Raw genomic sequence first — 16,591 nt, 5'->3', positions numbered from 1 at the left:
GGGCGGACAGGCAAGCACCGTGCGCCGCTCTCAAACACGGTTAACGCCGGGTTCCTATCGTCGGCCTCCATCGCAACCCAGCGCAGGAACTCCCGATGTCCGATCAAACCGCCAATCTCGCGCTGCCGCTTATCCTTGGCAGCCAGGCCCAGAAACACGTCACCCATAACGAGGCGCTGCAACGGCTCGATGCGCTCGTGCAGCTTGCGGTGATTTCGCGCAGCGTGACCGAACCGCCGATCGGTCCGCCCGATGGGGCGCGGTATCTGCTGCCGACCGGGGCGCTGGGCGCATGGGCGGGGCAGGACGGGGCGCTTGCGATCTTTGCCGCCGGGGCGTGGCAATTCTTGACCCCGCGTGAGGGCTGGCGCGCTTTCGTGCTGGATGAGGCGGTGGAGCTGGTCTTCGCCGCAGGCGCTTGGGGCGTGCCGCCGTTGCCGGAGTTGAGCCAGCTCGACGGGGTCGGGATCATGACCGGCTATGACGCGGTGAACCGGCTTTCCGTCGCGGCGGAGGCCACACTTCTGAGCCATGCCGGGGCAGGCCATCAGCTCAAGCTGAACAAGGCGGCGGCGGGCGAGACGGCAAGTCTTCTGTTCCAGTCGAACTGGTCGGGCCGGGCCGAGATGGGGCTGGCGGGCAGCGACGATTTCGCGATCAAGGCGAGCGCGGACGGCGCGACATGGTTCGAGGGGCTGCGCATCGACGCGGCCACCGGGCGCGCGGCGATGCCGCAAGGCGCGGTGATCGACGGGGCGCTCACGGGAAGCGGTGTCGTCGGCACGGTTGCGCAGGTTGGTGGCATGTCGACGGGCGCCGTGATCGAGCATGGCAGCACTGCCTCGGGCGATTATATCCGCTTTGCCGATGGCACGCAGATTTGCTCAGCGCAGGTGAGCCTTGCTTACGTCGCGGATTGGGCACTCAAGCAGGATTGGGCCTATCCGGCGCAATTCGCGCAGGCGCCCTCTCTGAGTGTCGCGCTCGATGCGGACAGCCTAGCGGCGGGCAGTGCCATCGGCGCGGGCGCGATCTCCTTCGCAGGGGTCGAGGGCGTCACAAGCTCGGGCGCGCGCGCCGTGGTCTATGCCGCGAATGGCGCGAGTTTCCTCAGCGGCGAGAGCTGTGATCTGAGCGTCACCGCGATCGGGCGCTGGGTGTGACGCTTACTCGGCGGGGCGGGCGAGCGGTTTGCGCGCCCCGTCGAGCCGGGTGAAAATCTCGGACAGGCGGGCACCGTAGCGCGCGGCAATCGCATCGGCAGAGAAGTGGCGGCGCACGAAGGCTTCGGCCTGCGCCGCCTTTTTTCTGCGCGCCTCCGGGTCGCTGCGTGCCGCGCGGAATTGGGCGACCGCGGCGGCGTGATCCGGCTCGCCCCAGTGCATTCCGGGCTCGACATAGAGATAGTCCTGCGGCGCGACTTCGATCTCGGACGCGGGCACGAGCCACGCAGTGACCTCGTTGCAAAATTCCAGATTGCCGGAATAGCCCGTGCACAGGACCGGCACGCCAAGCGCCATCGCCTCCAGCATGCCGAACCCCCAGCCCTCGGAGCGATGCAGCGAAACGTATAGGTCCGCGCCAGCCATCAGCTCCAGCACCCCTGCGTGATCGAGCGTGTCGTCGAGCAAAGCGATGCGCGGGTCGGCTGCGACGAGCCGGTCGATTTCGGCCCAGAGCGTGGCCTGCGCCGCATGGCAGACATTGCTGCGATTTTGCGTCTTGATCAGCAGGCGCGCCTCCGCATCTTCGGCGAAGGCTTCGCGGAAAGCGTGGATCGTGCCGAGCGGGTTCTTCCGCTGCACGAAGGAGAAGCTGTCGAAACTGGCAAGGCAGACGAAGCTTTCCTCGGGCCAATCGTTGCGTTGGCGCAGGGCGCTGCGCGCGTGGGCGCGGTCGATGGCGGGCGGTTCGGGATAACACATCCCGACATTCACCACCGGCGCGTCGGTCTCTTTGCGGTAAATCTCGGCGCAGTATTCCGAGGGCACCCAGACCTCGTCGACAAGGTCGAGCGCGAGGTGATGGCAGGCCGGGGCCCGGTCCAACTCCCAGTGCATATAGGCGATGTTGTAGGCATTGGAGTAGCTGTCGGCGTCGAAGGCGAAGGCCGGGGGGACCGCGTCGCCATTCAGGTGCAGCAGGTTGATGCGCGCGGGGCGCGGCGCGCCGGTCTTGGCGCCGTCTTGCACGGGCGTCGGATTGTCGCGCGCGCTTTCCACCGCGTTGAGCGTGACGTCGCAGCGGGACAAAATGTCATGTGAGAGCCGCGTCGATTGGCCCAACCCGGAGGCTTTCGCGAAGGGGCCGTGGATCTGAACGTCGACGGGGGGGGGCTCGGGGATGGGGCGCGTGGCGGCGGCGATCCGGTGGCCGTCGGGCGTGCGCAGGAAGGACATGCTCTCGAGGTCGAAACCCTTCGCGCGCAGCGCCGCAGCATAGCGCGCGCGGGTGATCGGCGGGCCGGGATGCAGTTGCGAGCAGACATCCGAGAGGCGGCCACCTTCGAGCAGCGTCTTCGTTTCGCTGCGGGGCAGGAATAGCAGGATCTCGGGCCGTTCGACCGCAAGGATCATCGCGAGCACATGCAGCATTCGGCGGTGGCGCTCAGTCTTCGGCGAGAATTGTGCGAGCGGCGGGATCGCCTCGCGCAGGCCCAGAAGCCCGCGGGTCATCGGCCAGGGGCTGGAGCCTTTCGTCTCTGCCAGCGTCTCGATCAGGCTGTCGGGGAGGAGGCAATCGCCGACCCCAAGCGACGGGGTGTCGCGAAGCGCCCATGCGGTCGCCGCGTCCGGGTCGCCGGTCTTACCGAAGAGGTCCATCGCGCGGCTCGGTCCGCCGGGGCGGGTCTCCGAATTGAGCCAGTCGATCGCGGCGCGGCTCAGCGGGATTTGCTGCGACGGATGCTGCGCGGCGTAGCTGTCGAGATACCAGCGCAGGATGTCCGCCACCGCCGCGTCGCTGCCATCGAGGGCGAGGTGCTCTGCCATGCCCGCGCGATGGCGCGCGTAATCTATGTAGGAAAAGAGAGGCGCGGGCAGGTCTTCGCCATGCGCGGACCGTGCCGCGAAAAGCGGTTGCTGCGCGGTCAGATCGGGTATGTCCGCCTGCGCGGTGGACGCGGCGCGCAGCGTGATGATCGGGCCATGCATATAGCGATGCAGGGCATCTTTCTCTTTCGGAAGCGGCGTCGCGTCGGGATCGAAGCGCAGCGTGGCGATTGGGCCGCTGCCGGGGACATGGAGGCTGATTTCGCCGCCCGCGGCCTCTTGCAGGGCTGCCGACAGCGGCAAGGCGAAGCCGTGATTGCCCGCGCCGATGCCAGCCTGCGCAAGGTCGGCGCGGAACATCGCCGCGCGTCCCGAGGTGAGCCGCCCGGCATTGCAGTGGATTTCAATGTCGAGCGGAGTGCTATCGCCTTTCTTCGCGATCCAGCCGATCACCCTCCCGTTCTCGATCCGCTCCAGCGCGCCGCGATAGCCGCGCAGGCGGTGGAGCAGTGAGACGGCTGACGGCGGCGGAACGAAAGTCGACATGCAATTCCTTGATGAAAAACAACCTTTGGTAGAATCACCCTAGTCGATTGCGTGGCAGTCGCAACCGTCTTGCGCCGCCCGAGATGCCCCGCACGGCGCGACGGGCCGTTATTGCGGCTGCCCCATCAGTTGCTGGGCAAGCGTCGTGGCGGAGCTTTCGCGCGCCGAGGCGATCTCGGTCAGGCTTTGCGTCACATCGGCGTTCAGCTTGGCGGCGGCGTCGGTGCCCGAGAGGCCGAGCACGGGCGCGGCCTCCGACAAAGGCGCGTCGAACAGCGCCTGCGCGATCGCGAATTGCGGCGGCCCGCCACGCGCGCCGCTTTGAGAGCTCGTCGCGGCGGGAAGGACGAAGGCCAGCGCCGCCACGACCGAAAGCGCGAGCGCCAGCCCCATCGGCGCGCGTTTGAAGTAGGTGGTCATCGGGCGCCAGTTCTTCCAGATATGCAGCACGAAGGGCACGATCAGCACCATCGAGAGCCATTCATGCATCCCGTGAAACCACGCGCTGCCCCAATGGAAGAATAAGGCGATTCCTGAAATCAATGAGACGAGGAAAAGGCCGGTGATGAACGGCGTGGCGTAGCGGTTGAGGATGGCGGGCATCGATGGCTCCTGTCGAATCGCGGCTGTGCTGACAGCGCGGGGTGTCGGATGTTAAGTTGCACGCGCATCGATGGATTTTCCGTTATCAAAGCCGGCTTGCAGTGGGCGCATGGCGTCTGCGGAGGGGCGGGTGGTCGCAACAGCCTTGAAATCCGCGAGGGGAGCAAGTATCTGGCGGCAGTTGCGCCGAAAGCGGCGCGGTATTTTCGGCTCAAGGGCGCCGCATTGGGCGCGTAAGGAACGACGACGATGGCAAACCCACTCCAGTTTCTCCAGCAGGTGCGCTCGGAAGCGGGCAAAGTGGCTTGGCCGAGCCGCCGCGAAGTTCTGCTGACGACCGGCATGGTGCTGGCGATGGCTGCGCTGACGGCAATCTTCTTCTCGCTCGTGGACTGGGTGATCCGTCTCGGCGTGACGCAGGTGATCGGGAGCTGATAGGCCCCCGGCGCTCTCCGCCAGACCTCATTCGCAGTTGCGGCGAGGAAGTGATCGCGCTCCGGCCTTACGCTCTTGAAATCACAGGGCTCCGGCGGTAAAGGGGCGGGACTTTCCCAGAGGCGGCGTGCATCGATTCGCGTGGTGCGCGCTGTTTTTTATTCTGGGAGACGCGGGTAATCCCGTGAAATAACAGGAATTTTCGGCGCTCCGGCGTCGGCGGCAAGAGGCAAAGAATCGGCATGGCGAAGCGTTGGTATTCGGTAAGCGTTCTCTCGAACTTCGAGAAGAAAGTGGCCGAGCAGATCCGTCAGGCCGTGATCGATCAGGGTCTGGAAGACCAGATCGAAGAGGTTCTGGTGCCGACCGAAGAAGTGATCGAGGTGCGTCGCGGCAAGAAAGTGACCTCCGAGCGTCGCTTCATGCCGGGCTACGTGCTGGTGCGGATGGAGATGACCGACAAGGGTTATCACCTGATCAACTCGACGAACCGGGTCACCGGCTTCCTCGGGCCGCAGGGCCGGCCGATGCCGATGGGCGATGCGGAAGTGAACCGCATCCTCAGCCGTGTCGACGAATCGGGTGAGCAGGCCGCGCCGCGCAGCCTCATCACCTTCGAGGTCGGCGAGAACGTGAATGTGACCGACGGGCCCTTCGAGGGCTTCTCGGGCATGGTCGAGGAAGTGGACGAGGCGGCGAGCCGCCTGAAAGTCACCGTCTCGATCTTCGGCCGGCCGACGCCGGTCGAGCTGGAATACACGCAGGTGCAGAAAACCGCCTGAGTGTGAGCCGTGGGAGGCGAGGGGCCCTGCGCGACAGGGACGCCCGGACCGAACCACTAAACTTCGCGACCCCCTAGGGGCGTGACAGTGATAAGGAGAGGGCCACATGGCCAAGAAAGTTGTTGGGCAGCTCAAGCTGCAAATTCCGGCAGGCGGCGCGAACCCGTCCCCGCCGGTCGGTCCGGCGCTGGGTCAGCGCGGGATCAACATCATGGAATTCTGCAAGGCGTTCAACGCCAAGACGCAGGAAATGGACAAGCAGGCGAAGATCCCGACGATCATCACCTACTACGCCGACAAGTCGTTCACCTTCGAGATCAAGCAGCCCACCGCGAGCTTCATGATCAAGCAGGCAGCCGGCCTCAAGCCGGTCGGCAAGCGTAACCGTCCGAAGGGTTCGGAAGCTCCGGGCCGCGTCGTCGCCGCGACCATAACCGCCGCTCAGGTGCGTGAGATCGCCGAAGCGAAGATGAAGGACCTGAACGCCAACGACATCGAAGGCGCGATGAACATCATCCTCGGCTCCGCGAAGTCGATCGGCATCGAGGTGAAAGGCTAAGTCATGGCAAAGCTCGGTAAACGCACCAAAGCCGCCCGCGAAGCCTTCGCCGGCAAGTCCAACGTCTCCGTCGAGGAAGCTGTTTCGCTGATCAAGTCGAACGCGAACGCGAAATTCGACGAGACCCTCGAAATCGCAATGAACCTCGGTGTCGACCCCCGTCACGCCGACCAGATGGTTCGTGGCGTCGTCGCTCTGCCGAACGGCACCGGCAAGACCGTCCGCGTGGCTGTCTTCGCTCGTGGCGCGAAAGCGGATGAGGCCAAGGAAGCCGGGGCCGATATCGTCGGCGCCGAGGACCTGATGGAAACCATTCAGGGCGGCACGATCGAATTCGATCGCTGCATCGCGACCCCGGACATGATGCCGATCGTCGGCCGTCTGGGTAAGGTCCTGGGCCCGCGCAACCTGATGCCGAACCCGAAAGTCGGCACCGTGACGATGGACGTGAAAGCGGCTGTCGAAGCGGCGAAAGGTGGCCAGGTTCAGTTCAAGGTCGAGAAGGCCGGCGTCATTCATGGCGGCATCGGCAAGGTCTCCTTCTCCGAGGAGCAGCTGGCCGAAAACATCCGCGCCTTCGTGGATGCCGTGACCAAAGCCAAGCCCGCCGGCGCGAAAGGCACCTACATGAAGAAGGTGTCCCTGAGCTCGACGATGGGCCCGGGCGTCGCCGTCGACATCACGTCGGCGACCGGCAACTAAGAGAATTCCACCGGGGGAAACCTCGGTGGGTGGTAGGGCGGTGGCCTGATGCTTCCGCCCTGACCTGTCCGAGACGGAGGGTGCCTGATCCCGCAAAGGTGACGGCTTAATTTCCTTCCTGAGATGGGGATCGAGACCAATTCCGGGTTTGGGCCTTCGGGCCGATCTCGGGCGATCTGGCCTCGGGCCCTTCGGACCCGACCCCGGGAAACCGGGACAATGAGAGCCGGGGGGAAACCCCCATACTTGGAGTGTAACTGTGGATAGAGCCCAAAAAGAGAAAGTGGTCGAGGAACTCGGCCAGATCTTCGCAAGCTCTGGCGTCGTAGTGGTTGCTCACTACGAAGGCATGACGGTTGCTAACATGCAGGACCTCCGCGCGCGCATGCGTGAAGCGGGTGGTTCGGTTCGTGTTGCCAAGAACAAGCTCGCCAAGATCGCCCTTGAAGGTCAGCCCTGCGAAAGCATCGCTGAATACCTGACGGGCATGACCGTGCTTTCCTATTCTGAGGATCCTGTCGCTGCGGCGAAAGTGGTCGTCAAATATGCCAAAGAGAACGAGAAACTCTCGATCCTCGGCGGCGCAATGGGAGACTCGGCACTCGACATCGCTGGTGTCAAAGCTGTCGCTGACATGCCGTCGCGTGAAGAGCTCATCGCTCAGATCGTGTCGCAGATCGGCGCACCCGCTTCGAACATCGCCGGTGCCGTTGGCGCGCCTGCTTCGAACATCGCGAGCATCCTTTCGACCATCGAGGAAAAGGCTGCGTAAGCAATCGACTTGTCCCGTAGCGGCTTGAAACCGCGACGTTGGAAACCCAAATCTAGGAACTGAAAAATGGCTGATCTGAAAAAACTCGCCGAAGAAATCGTGGGTCTGACCCTCCTGGAAGCCCAGGAACTGAAAACCATCCTGAAAGACGAATACGGCATCGAGCCCGCCGCTGGTGGCGCTGTCATGATGGCCGGTCCGGCTGCTGGTGGCGAAGAAGCTGCTGAAGAGAAAGACGAATTTGACGTCGTTCTCGTCGAAGCTGGCGCTCAGAAGATCAACGTGATCAAAGAAGTCCGCGGCATCACCGGCCTGGGCCTGAAAGAAGCCAAAGAGCTCGTTGAAGCTGGCGGCAAGGTCAAGGAAGGCGCTGCGAAAGCGGAAGCCGAAGAGATCAAGAAAAAGCTCGAAGACGCTGGCGCGAAAATCGAGCTCAAGTAAGCGAGCCGGATGCGACTGCATCCGATCTGAAAAAAGGGCTGGGTCCGGGGTTTCCCGGGCCCAGCCGAACCTGTCTCGGAGAGGGCTTTGGCGCCCTGAAGCCCTCTCCAAGGCGGTGTTCGCGGTTCGGGAGCCTTTCGGTGGGACGAAAGGCAGGTATGGAACCGCCCCCCCTTCATTCGCCTTGCGGCGTGCAATGGGCCCCGACATTGCATGTGCCGCGAAGAGACGAAAGGTCACGCAGAGCATGGCTCAAGCTTACGTTGGTCAGAAACGCATCCGTCGCTATTACGGCAAAATCCACGAAGTCCTCGAAATGCCGAACCTCATCGAGGTTCAGAAATCCTCCTACGATCTGTTCCTGCGCTCCGGCGAAGTGGATCAGCCCACCGATGGTGAGGGTATCCAGGGCGTTTTCCAGTCGGTCTTCCCGATCAAGGATTTCAACGACAACGCCATCCTGGAGTTCGTGAAATACGAGCTCGAAAAACCGAAATACGATGTCGACGAGTGCCAGGCTCGCGACATGACCTATTCGGCGCCGCTGAAAGTCACCCTGCGCCTCATCGTGTTCGATGTGGACGAGGAAACCGGCGCGCGTTCGGTCAAGGACATCAAGGAACAGGACGTGTTCATGGGGGATATGCCCCTCATGACCAAGAACGGTACGTTCATCGTGAACGGCACCGAGCGGGTCATCGTGAGCCAGATGCACCGCTCGCCGGGCGTGTTCTTCGACCATGACCGCGGCAAGACCCACTCCTCGGGCAAGCTGCTCTTCGCCTGCCGCATCATTCCCTATCGCGGCTCGTGGCTGGACTTCGAATTCGATGCCAAGGACCTCGTCTTCGCGCGTATCGACCGTCGTCGGAAACTGCCGGTGACCACGCTGCTCTATGCGCTGGGTCTCGATCAGGAAGGCATCATGGATGCCTATTACGACACCGTCACCTACACCGCGAAGGGCAAGTCGGGCTGGGTCACCAAGTTCTTCCCCGATCGCGTGCGCGGCACCCGTCCGACCTTCGACCTCGTCGATGCGGCGTCGGGCGAAGTGATCCTGAAAGCGGGCGAGAAAGCGACCCCGCGCATGGTCAAGAAATGGCGTGACGACAACTCGGTTCCCGAGCTGCTCGTGCCGTTCGACCACATCATGGGCCGCTTCTGCGCCAAGGATATCGTCAACGACGAAACCGGCTTCATCTACATCGAAGCGGGCGACGAGCTGACGGCGGAATACGACAAGAACGGCGAGCTCTCGGGCGGTTCGATCAAGACCCTGATCGACAACAGCATCACCGAGATCCCGGTGCTCGACATCGATAACGTCAATGTCGGTCCCTACATCCGCAACACCATGGCGTCGGACAAGAACATGAACCGCGAAACCGCGCTCATGGATATCTACCGCGTCATGCGTCCGGGTGAGCCGCCGACCGTCGAGGCCGCGGAAACCCTGTTCAACAGCCTGTTCTTCGACTCCGAGCGCTACGACCTCTCGGCCGTGGGCCGCGTGAAGATGAACATGCGTCTCGACCTCGATGCGCCGGACACCCAGCGCACGCTGCGCAAAGAGGACATCATCGCCTGCATCAAGGGCCTGGTGGAACTGCGCGACGGCAAGGGCGAGATCGACGACATCGACCACCTCGGCAACCGCCGTGTGCGTTCGGTCGGCGAACTGATGGAAAACCAGTATCGCGTGGGTCTCCTGCGCATGGAGCGCGCCATCAAGGAGCGTATGTCCTCGGTCGAGATCGACACGGTCATGCCGCAGGATCTGATCAACGCGAAACCGGCCGCGGCTGCGGTGCGTGAATTCTTCGGCTCCTCGCAGCTGTCGCAGTTCATGGACCAAACCAACCCGCTGTCGGAAGTCACGCACAAGCGTCGTCTCTCGGCGCTCGGCCCGGGCGGTCTGACCCGTGAGCGTGCCGGCTTCGAGGTGCGCGACGTTCACCCGACCCACTACGGTCGGATGTGTCCGATTGAGACGCCGGAAGGTCAGAACATCGGTCTGATCAACTCGCTGGCCACCTTCGCCCGCGTGAACAAGTACGGCTTCATCGAAACCCCGTATCGCAAGGTCAACGACGGTCAGGTCACCGACGAGGTGGTCTACATGTCGGCGACCGAGGAAATGCGTCACACCGTGGCGCAGGCGAACGCGACGCTCGATGAGAACGGCAAGTTCATCAACGATCTCGTCTCGACCCGCCAGTCGGGCGAATACGCGCTCAACCCGCCGGAAACGGTGGACCTGATCGACGTGTCGCCGAAGCAGCTGGTCTCGGTCGGTGCGGCGCTCATTCCGTTCCTCGAAAACGACGACGCGAACCGCGCTCTGATGGGTGCGAACATGCAACGTCAGGCCGTGCCGCTGCTGCGCTCGGAATCGCCCTATGTCGGTACCGGCATGGAAGCGACCGTCGCACGCGACTCCGGCGCTGCGATCATGGCGAACCGCGGCGGTATCATCGACCAGGTCGATGCGCAGCGTATCGTTATCCGCGTGACCGACGATCTCGAAGCGGGCGACGTGGGCGTGGACATCTACCGTCTGCGCAAGTTCAAGCGCTCGAACCAGTCCTCGACCATCAACCAGCGTCCGATCGTGAAAGTGGGCGACCGGGTGGTGAAGGGGCAGATCGTCGCTGACGGTCCGTCGACCGACATGGGCGAACTGGCTATCGGCCGTAACGTGGTCGTCGCCTTCATGCCGTGGAACGGCTACAACTACGAAGACTCGATCCTGATCTCCGAGCGGATCCACCGCGACGACGTGTTCACCTCGATCCATATCGACGAATACGAAGTGGCGGCCCGCGACACCAAGCTCGGCCCGGAAGAGATCACCCGCGACATCCCGAATGTCGGCGAGGAGGCCCTGCGCAACCTCGACGAAGCCGGGATCGTCTATATCGGCGCCGAAGTGGGGCCGGGTGACATCCTCGTCGGTAAGATCACGCCGAAGGGCGAAAGCCCGATGACGCCGGAAGAGAAGCTCCTCCGCGCCATCTTCGGCGAGAAGGCATCGGACGTGCGCGACACCTCGCTGCGTCTGCCGCCGGGGGCTTACGGTACGATCGTGGAAGTCCGCGTCTTCAACCGTCACGGCGTCGACAAGGACGAGCGTGCGCTGCAGATCGAGCGTGAGGAAGTCGAACGTCTGGCCCGTGACCGGGACGACGAGCTCGCCATTCTCGAGCGCAACATCTACGCGCGTCTCAAGACCCTGATCACCGGCAAGACCGCCGTGAAGGGGCCGAAAGGCGTCAAGGCTGGCTCGACCATCGACGAAGAACTGCTGGGCACCCTGTCGAAGGGCCAGTGGTGGCAGCTCGCGCTCGAAGACGAGGGCGACGCCAAGGAAGTCGAAGCCCTCAACGACCAGTTCGAGGCGCAGAAGCGCGCGCTCGACCTGCGTTTCGAGGATAAGGTCGAGAAGGTCCGTCAGGGCGACGATCTGCCTCCGGGCGTGATGAAGATGGTCAAGGTCTTCGTGGCCGTGAAGCGCAAGCTTCAGGCTGGCGACAAGATGGCTGGCCGTCACGGCAACAAGGGCGTCGTGTCGAAAGTCGTTCCGATGGAAGACATGCCGTTCCTCGCCGATGGCACCCCTGTCGATCTCGTGCTGAACCCGCTGGGCGTGCCGTCGCGCATGAACGTCGGTCAGATCCTCGAGACGCACATGGGCTGGGCTTCGCGCGGTCTGGGCAACCAGATCGACGAGGCGCTGAAAGCCTATCGTCGTAACGGCGACCTGACCCCGGTTCGCGAGGCGATGAAGATCGGCTATGGCGACGAGACCTACGGTGAGATCATCGAAGGTATGGATGACGAGGCGTTCATCGAGAGCGCCGAAGCCGTCCGCACCGGCGTTCCGATCGCGACCCCGGTCTTCGACGGTGCCAAAGAGGCCGACATCAACGACGCGCTCAAGCGTGCGGGCTTCAACGAATCCGGTCAGTCGACCGTGTTCGACGGCCGCACCGGCGAGCAGTTCGCGCGGCAGGTCACGGTGGGTGTGAAGTACTTCCTGAAGCTTCACCACCTCGTCGATGACAAGATGCACGCCCGTTCGACCGGTCCGTACTCGCTCGTCACGCAGCAGCCGCTGGGTGGTAAGGCGCAGTTCGGTGGTCAGCGTCTCGGGGAGATGGAGGTCTGGGCTCTGGAAGCTTACGGCGCCGCCTACACCCTGCAGGAGATGCTGACGGTGAAGTCGGATGACGTGGCCGGCCGGACGAAGGTCTACGAGTCGATCGTCAAGGGCGAGGACAACTTCGAAGCCGGCGTGCCGGAATCGTTCAACGTTCTCGTCAAAGAGGTCCGGGGCCTCGGCCTCAACATGGAACTCCTGGACGCGGAGGATGACGAGTGAGGGCTTCGGCCCTCCTCTAAGCCCTTCCGCCCTCATTCAAGGATTTACAGATGAACCAGGAACTGACCCAAAACCCGTTCAACCCGCTCGCGCAGCCGAAGGCGTTCGACGAGATCAAGATCTCGCTCGCCTCGCCGGAGCGGATCCTGAGCTGGTCCTTCGGTGAAATCAAAAAGCCGGAAACCATCAACTACCGTACGTTCAAGCCCGAGCGTGACGGTCTGTTCTGCGCGCGCATCTTTGGCCCGATCAAGGACTACGAATGCCTGTGCGGCAAATATAAGCGCATGAAGTATCGCGGCGTCGTCTGCGAGAAATGCGGCGTCGAAGTCACCCTCCAGAAAGTGCGCCGCGAGCGTATGGGCCACATCGAACTGGCCTCGCCCGTCGCTCACATCTGGTTCCTCAAGTCGCTGCCCTCGCGCATCGGCCTGATGCTCGACATGACGCTGCGCGACCTCGAGCGTATCCTCTACTTCGAAAACTTCGTGGTGATCGAACCGGGTCTGACCGACCTGCAATACGGTCAGCTGATGTCCGAAGAAGAGTATCTCGATGCGCAGGACACCTACGGCGCGGATGCCTTCACCGCCAATATCGGCGCGGAAGCGATCCGTGAAATGCTTGCTGGCATCGATCTCGAAGCCACGGCCGAGCAGCTCCGCGAGGAGCTGAAGGAAGCCACGGGCGAGCTGAAGCCGAAGAAGATCATCAAGCGTCTGAAGATCGTCGAGTCGTTCCTCGAGTCGGGCAACCGTCCCGAGTGGATGGTGCTGACCGTGCTTCCGGTGATTCCGCCGGAACTGCGTCCGCTCGTCCCGCTCGACGGTGGCCGTTTCGCGACTTCGGATCTCAACGACCTCTATCGTCGTGTGATCAACCGGAACAACCGTCTGAAGCGTCTGATCGAACTGCGTGCACCCGACATCATCGTGCGCAACGAAAAGCGGATGCTGCAGGAATCGGTCGATGCGCTGTTCGACAACGGCCGTCGCGGTCGCGTCATCACGGGCACCAACAAGCGCCCGCTGAAGTCGCTCTCGGACATGCTGAAAGGTAAGCAGGGTCGCTTCCGTCAGAACCTTCTGGGTAAGCGCGTCGACTTCTCGGGTCGTTCGGTCATCGTGACCGGCCCGGAACTCAAGCTGCACCAGTGCGGTCTGCCGAAGAAGATGGCGCTCGAACTGTTCAAGCCCTTCATCTACTCGCGCCTCGAGGCCAAAGGCCTGTCGAGCACCGTGAAGCAGGCGAAGAAGCTGGTCGAGAAAGAGCGTCCCGAGGTGTGGGATATCCTCGACGAGGTCATCCGCGAGCACCCGGTTCTGCTGAACCGTGCGCCGACGCTGCACCGTCTGGGTATCCAGGCGTTCGAACCGATGCTGATCGAAGGCAAGGCGATCCAGCTGCACCCGCTCGTCTGCTCGGCGTTCAACGCCGACTTCGACGGTGACCAGATGGCCGTCCACGTTCCGCTCTCGCTGGAAGCCCAGCTGGAAGCGCGCGTGCTGATGATGTCGACGAACAACGTTCTGTCGCCCGCCAACGGCGCGCCGATCATCGTTCCTTCGCAGGATATGATTCTGGGTCTCTACTACGTGACCATGGAACGCGAAGGCATGAAGGGCGAAGGCATGTCCTTCTCCTCGGTCGAGGAAGTGGAGCACGCGCTCAATTCGGGCGAAGTGCATCTGCACGCCAAGATCAACGCGCGGATCAAGCAGATCGACGAAACCGGCAACGAGGTCTACGAGCGTTTCGAGACCACGCCCGGCCGTGTGCGCCTCGGCGCGCTGCTGCCGCTGAACGCGAAAGCTCCGTTCGAACTGGTGAACCGTCTTCTGCGTAAGAAAGACGTGCAGAACACGATCGACACCGTCTACCGTTATTGCGGTCAGAAAGAGTCGGTCATCTTCTGTGACCAGATCATGGGCATGGGCTTCAAGGAAGCGTTCAAGGCTGGTATCTCGTTCGGCAAGGACGACATGGTGATCCCCGACAACAAGTGGGACATCGTCGAAACCGTCCGCGATCAGGTCAAGGACTTCGAACAGCAATACATGGACGGTCTGATCACCCAGGGTGAGAAGTACAACAAGGTCGTCGACGCATGGTCGAAGTGTAACGACAAGGTCACCGACGCGATGATGAACACCATCTCCGCGCCGAAATACGACGAGGACGGTGCCGAGCAGGAACCGAACTCGGTCTACATGATGGCCCACTCGGGCGCTCGTGGCTCGGTGACGCAGATGAAGCAGCTGGGCGGCATGCGTGGCCTCATGGCCAAGCCGAACGGCGAAATCATCGAGACGCCGATCATCTCGAACTTCAAGGAAGGCCTGACCGTTCTTGAATACTTCAACTCGACCCACGGCGCCCGTAAGGGTCTGTCGGATACCGCACTGAAGACGGCGAACTCGGGTTACCTGACCCGTCGTCTGGTGGACGTCGCTCAGGACTGCATCGTGCGCACGCATGATTGCGGCACCGACCGCGCGATCACCGCGTCTGCTGCTGTGAATGACGGCGAAATCGTCGCTCCGATCTCGGAGCGCGTGCTGGGCCGTGTCGCAGCTGACGACGTGACGGTTCCGGGCGAGGACGAGGTAATCGTCCGCGCCGGCGAGCTGATCGACGAGCGCAAGGCCGACGCGATCGAGCAGGCGGGCGTGCAGTCCGTCCGTATCCGCTCGGCGCTGACCTGTGAGGCCGAAGAGGGCGTTTGCGCGCTCTGCTACGGTCGCGACCTCGCACGCGGTACGCTGGTGAACCAGGGCGAAGCGGTGGGCATCATCGCCGCGCAGTCGATCGGTGAACCCGGTACGCAGCTGACGATGCGGACCTTCCACCTGGGCGGTGTTGCTCAGGGTGGCTCGCAGTCGTTCCTCGAGGCCAGCCAGGAAGGCAAGATCGAGTTCCGCAACGCCAACATCATCCTCAACGAGATGGGCGAGCAGATCGTCATGGGCCGGAACATGCAGCTCGTGATCGTGAACGATCAGGGTGAAGAGCTTGCCTCGCACAAGATCGGCTACGGCACCAAGGTCTTCGTGAAGGATGGCGAGGCGGTCGGTCGCGGCGACAAGCTGATCGAATGGGACCCCTACACCCTGCCGATCATCGCCGAGAAGCCCGGTAAGGTTCGCTTCGTCGACCTGATCTCGGGCATCTCCGTGCGCGAGGATACCGACGATGCGACCGGCATGACCCAGAAGATCGTGTCCGACTGGCGCGCTGCGCCCAAGGGCAACGAACTGAAGCCGGAAGTTCTGATCCTCGGCGAGGATGGCGAGCCGGTCCGCAACGAAGCGGGCAACCCGGTGACCTATACCATGTCGGTGGACGCGATCCTCTCGGTGGAAGACGGTCAGGACGTGAAGGCGGGTGACGTCGTTGCGCGTATTCCGCGCGAAGGCGCGAAGACGAAGGACATCACCGGCGGTCTGCCGCGTGTGGCCGAACTCTTCGAAGCTCGTCGTCCCAAGGATCACGCGATCATCGCCGAAATCGATGGCTATGTGCGCTTCGGCAAGGACTACAAGAACAAGCGTCGGATCGCGATCGATCCGCGTGATGATGGTCTGGAGCCGGCAGAGTACATGGTGCCGAAAGGCAAGCACATCCCGGTGCAGGAAGGCGACTTCGTGCAGAAGGGTGACTACATCATGGACGGCAACCCGGCGCCGCATGACATCCTGCGCATCATGGGGATCGAGGCTCTGGCCGACTACCTCATCAACGAGGTGCAGGACGTCTATCGACTGCAGGGCGTGAAGATCAACGACAAGCACATCGAGGTGATCGTTCGCCAGATGCTGCAGAAGATCGAGATCCTCGATTCCGGCGATACGACGCTCCTCAAGGGCGAGCATGTCGACAAGGTCGAGTTCGACGAGGAGAACGACAAGGTCGCAGCCCGTGGTGGGCGTCCGGCGCATGGCGAACCCGTGCTGCTCGGCATCACCAAGGCCTCGCTGCAGACCCGGTCCTTCATCTCGGCGGCCTCCTTCCAGGAGACGACCCGCGTTCTCACCGAGGCTTCGGTGCAGGGCAAGCGCGACAAGCTCGTGGGCCTCAAGGAGAACGTCATCGTCGGCCGTCTGATCCCGGCGGGTACCGGTGGCGCGACCACCAAGGTCCGCAAGATCGCGACCGAGCGTGACTCCAAGGTCATCCAGCAGCGTCAGGCCGAGGCGGAAGCCGCGGCAGCGCTGGCGGCTCCGGCCGAGGCAGAGGCCGATTTCGGTCCGGTCGAGACGCCGGAAAGCCGCGATTGATCCACCTCCGGTTGGAGACGATCTGAATCATCCCCCCGCGCGAGCGATCGCGCGGGGGTTTTTCTTTGCGCGAACCCGATCTCTGGGGCAGGGTAGCGTC

General features: G+C 63.0%; 11 protein-coding genes. 9 read left to right on the top strand and 2 right to left on the bottom strand.

Features of this window, described 5'->3' with window-relative positions; translation table 11 throughout:
* The first annotated feature begins 95 nt into the window (after positions 1-95).
* The gene (locus AC2TZ7_RS00935; protein WP_489865565.1) at positions 96-1,163 is read left to right on the top strand and encodes a DUF2793 domain-containing protein; all 1,068 of its coding nucleotides are present in this window, start codon (positions 96-98) and stop codon (positions 1,161-1,163) included.
* Positions 1,164-1,166: 3 nt separating this feature from the next.
* Here the strand turns inward: AC2TZ7_RS00935 and AC2TZ7_RS00930 are convergent, their stop codons facing one another.
* Complete coding sequence (locus AC2TZ7_RS00930; RefSeq protein ID WP_489865564.1) at positions 1,167-3,536, bottom strand: glycosyltransferase; 2,370 nt, start codon at positions 3,534-3,536, stop codon at positions 1,167-1,169.
* A 108-nt stretch (positions 3,537-3,644) separates the two neighbouring features.
* Positions 3,645-4,139 carry a DUF4405 domain-containing protein gene (locus tag AC2TZ7_RS00925; protein ID WP_489865563.1) on the bottom strand — a complete coding sequence of 165 codons (495 nt, stop codon included), beginning with the start codon at positions 4,137-4,139 and terminating at the stop codon, positions 3,645-3,647.
* Between the two features lie 249 nt (positions 4,140-4,388).
* Here AC2TZ7_RS00925 and secE point away from each other — a divergent pair, with 249 nt between their 5' ends.
* The 8 genes from secE (at position 4,389) to rpoC (ending at position 16,491) form a co-directional block, all read left to right on the top strand.
* The gene (secE, locus tag AC2TZ7_RS00920) at positions 4,389-4,574 is read left to right on the top strand and encodes a preprotein translocase subunit SecE (RefSeq protein WP_075773824.1); all 186 of its coding nucleotides are present in this window, start codon (positions 4,389-4,391) and stop codon (positions 4,572-4,574) included.
* A gap of 242 nt (positions 4,575-4,816) precedes the next feature.
* The gene (gene nusG / locus AC2TZ7_RS00915) at positions 4,817-5,356 is read left to right on the top strand and encodes a transcription termination/antitermination protein NusG (protein WP_075773825.1); all 540 of its coding nucleotides are present in this window, start codon (positions 4,817-4,819) and stop codon (positions 5,354-5,356) included.
* Positions 5,357-5,462: 106 nt separating this feature from the next.
* Positions 5,463-5,915, top strand: a complete 453-nt coding sequence (rplK, locus tag AC2TZ7_RS00910) for a 50S ribosomal protein L11 (RefSeq protein ID WP_078521322.1) — start codon at positions 5,463-5,465, stop codon at positions 5,913-5,915.
* A 3-nt stretch (positions 5,916-5,918) separates the two neighbouring features.
* On the top strand, positions 5,919-6,617 hold the full coding sequence (gene rplA, locus AC2TZ7_RS00905) for a 50S ribosomal protein L1 (RefSeq protein WP_075773827.1): 699 nt from the start codon (positions 5,919-5,921) through the stop codon (positions 6,615-6,617).
* Positions 6,618-6,876: 259 nt separating this feature from the next.
* Positions 6,877-7,389 (top strand): 50S ribosomal protein L10, encoded by a 513-nt coding sequence (gene rplJ, locus AC2TZ7_RS00900; RefSeq protein WP_078521320.1) that lies wholly within the window; start codon positions 6,877-6,879, stop codon positions 7,387-7,389.
* A 66-nt stretch (positions 7,390-7,455) separates the two neighbouring features.
* Complete coding sequence (rplL, locus tag AC2TZ7_RS00895) at positions 7,456-7,830, top strand: 50S ribosomal protein L7/L12 (RefSeq protein ID WP_078521318.1); 375 nt, start codon at positions 7,456-7,458, stop codon at positions 7,828-7,830.
* Positions 7,831-8,077: 247 nt separating this feature from the next.
* Complete coding sequence (gene rpoB, locus AC2TZ7_RS00890) at positions 8,078-12,214, top strand: DNA-directed RNA polymerase subunit beta (RefSeq protein WP_489865562.1); 4,137 nt, start codon at positions 8,078-8,080, stop codon at positions 12,212-12,214.
* A gap of 50 nt (positions 12,215-12,264) precedes the next feature.
* Positions 12,265-16,491, top strand: coding sequence for a DNA-directed RNA polymerase subunit beta' (gene rpoC / locus AC2TZ7_RS00885; protein WP_489865561.1), 4,227 nt, complete (start codon positions 12,265-12,267; stop codon positions 16,489-16,491).
* The last annotated feature ends 100 nt before the right edge of the window (positions 16,492-16,591 follow it).

The sequence above is a fragment of the Thioclava sp. ISO4 genome (genome assembly GCF_058105145.1).
Note: the sequence above shows the minus strand (reverse complement) of the source record. Positions and strands in the feature narration are given on the sequence as shown.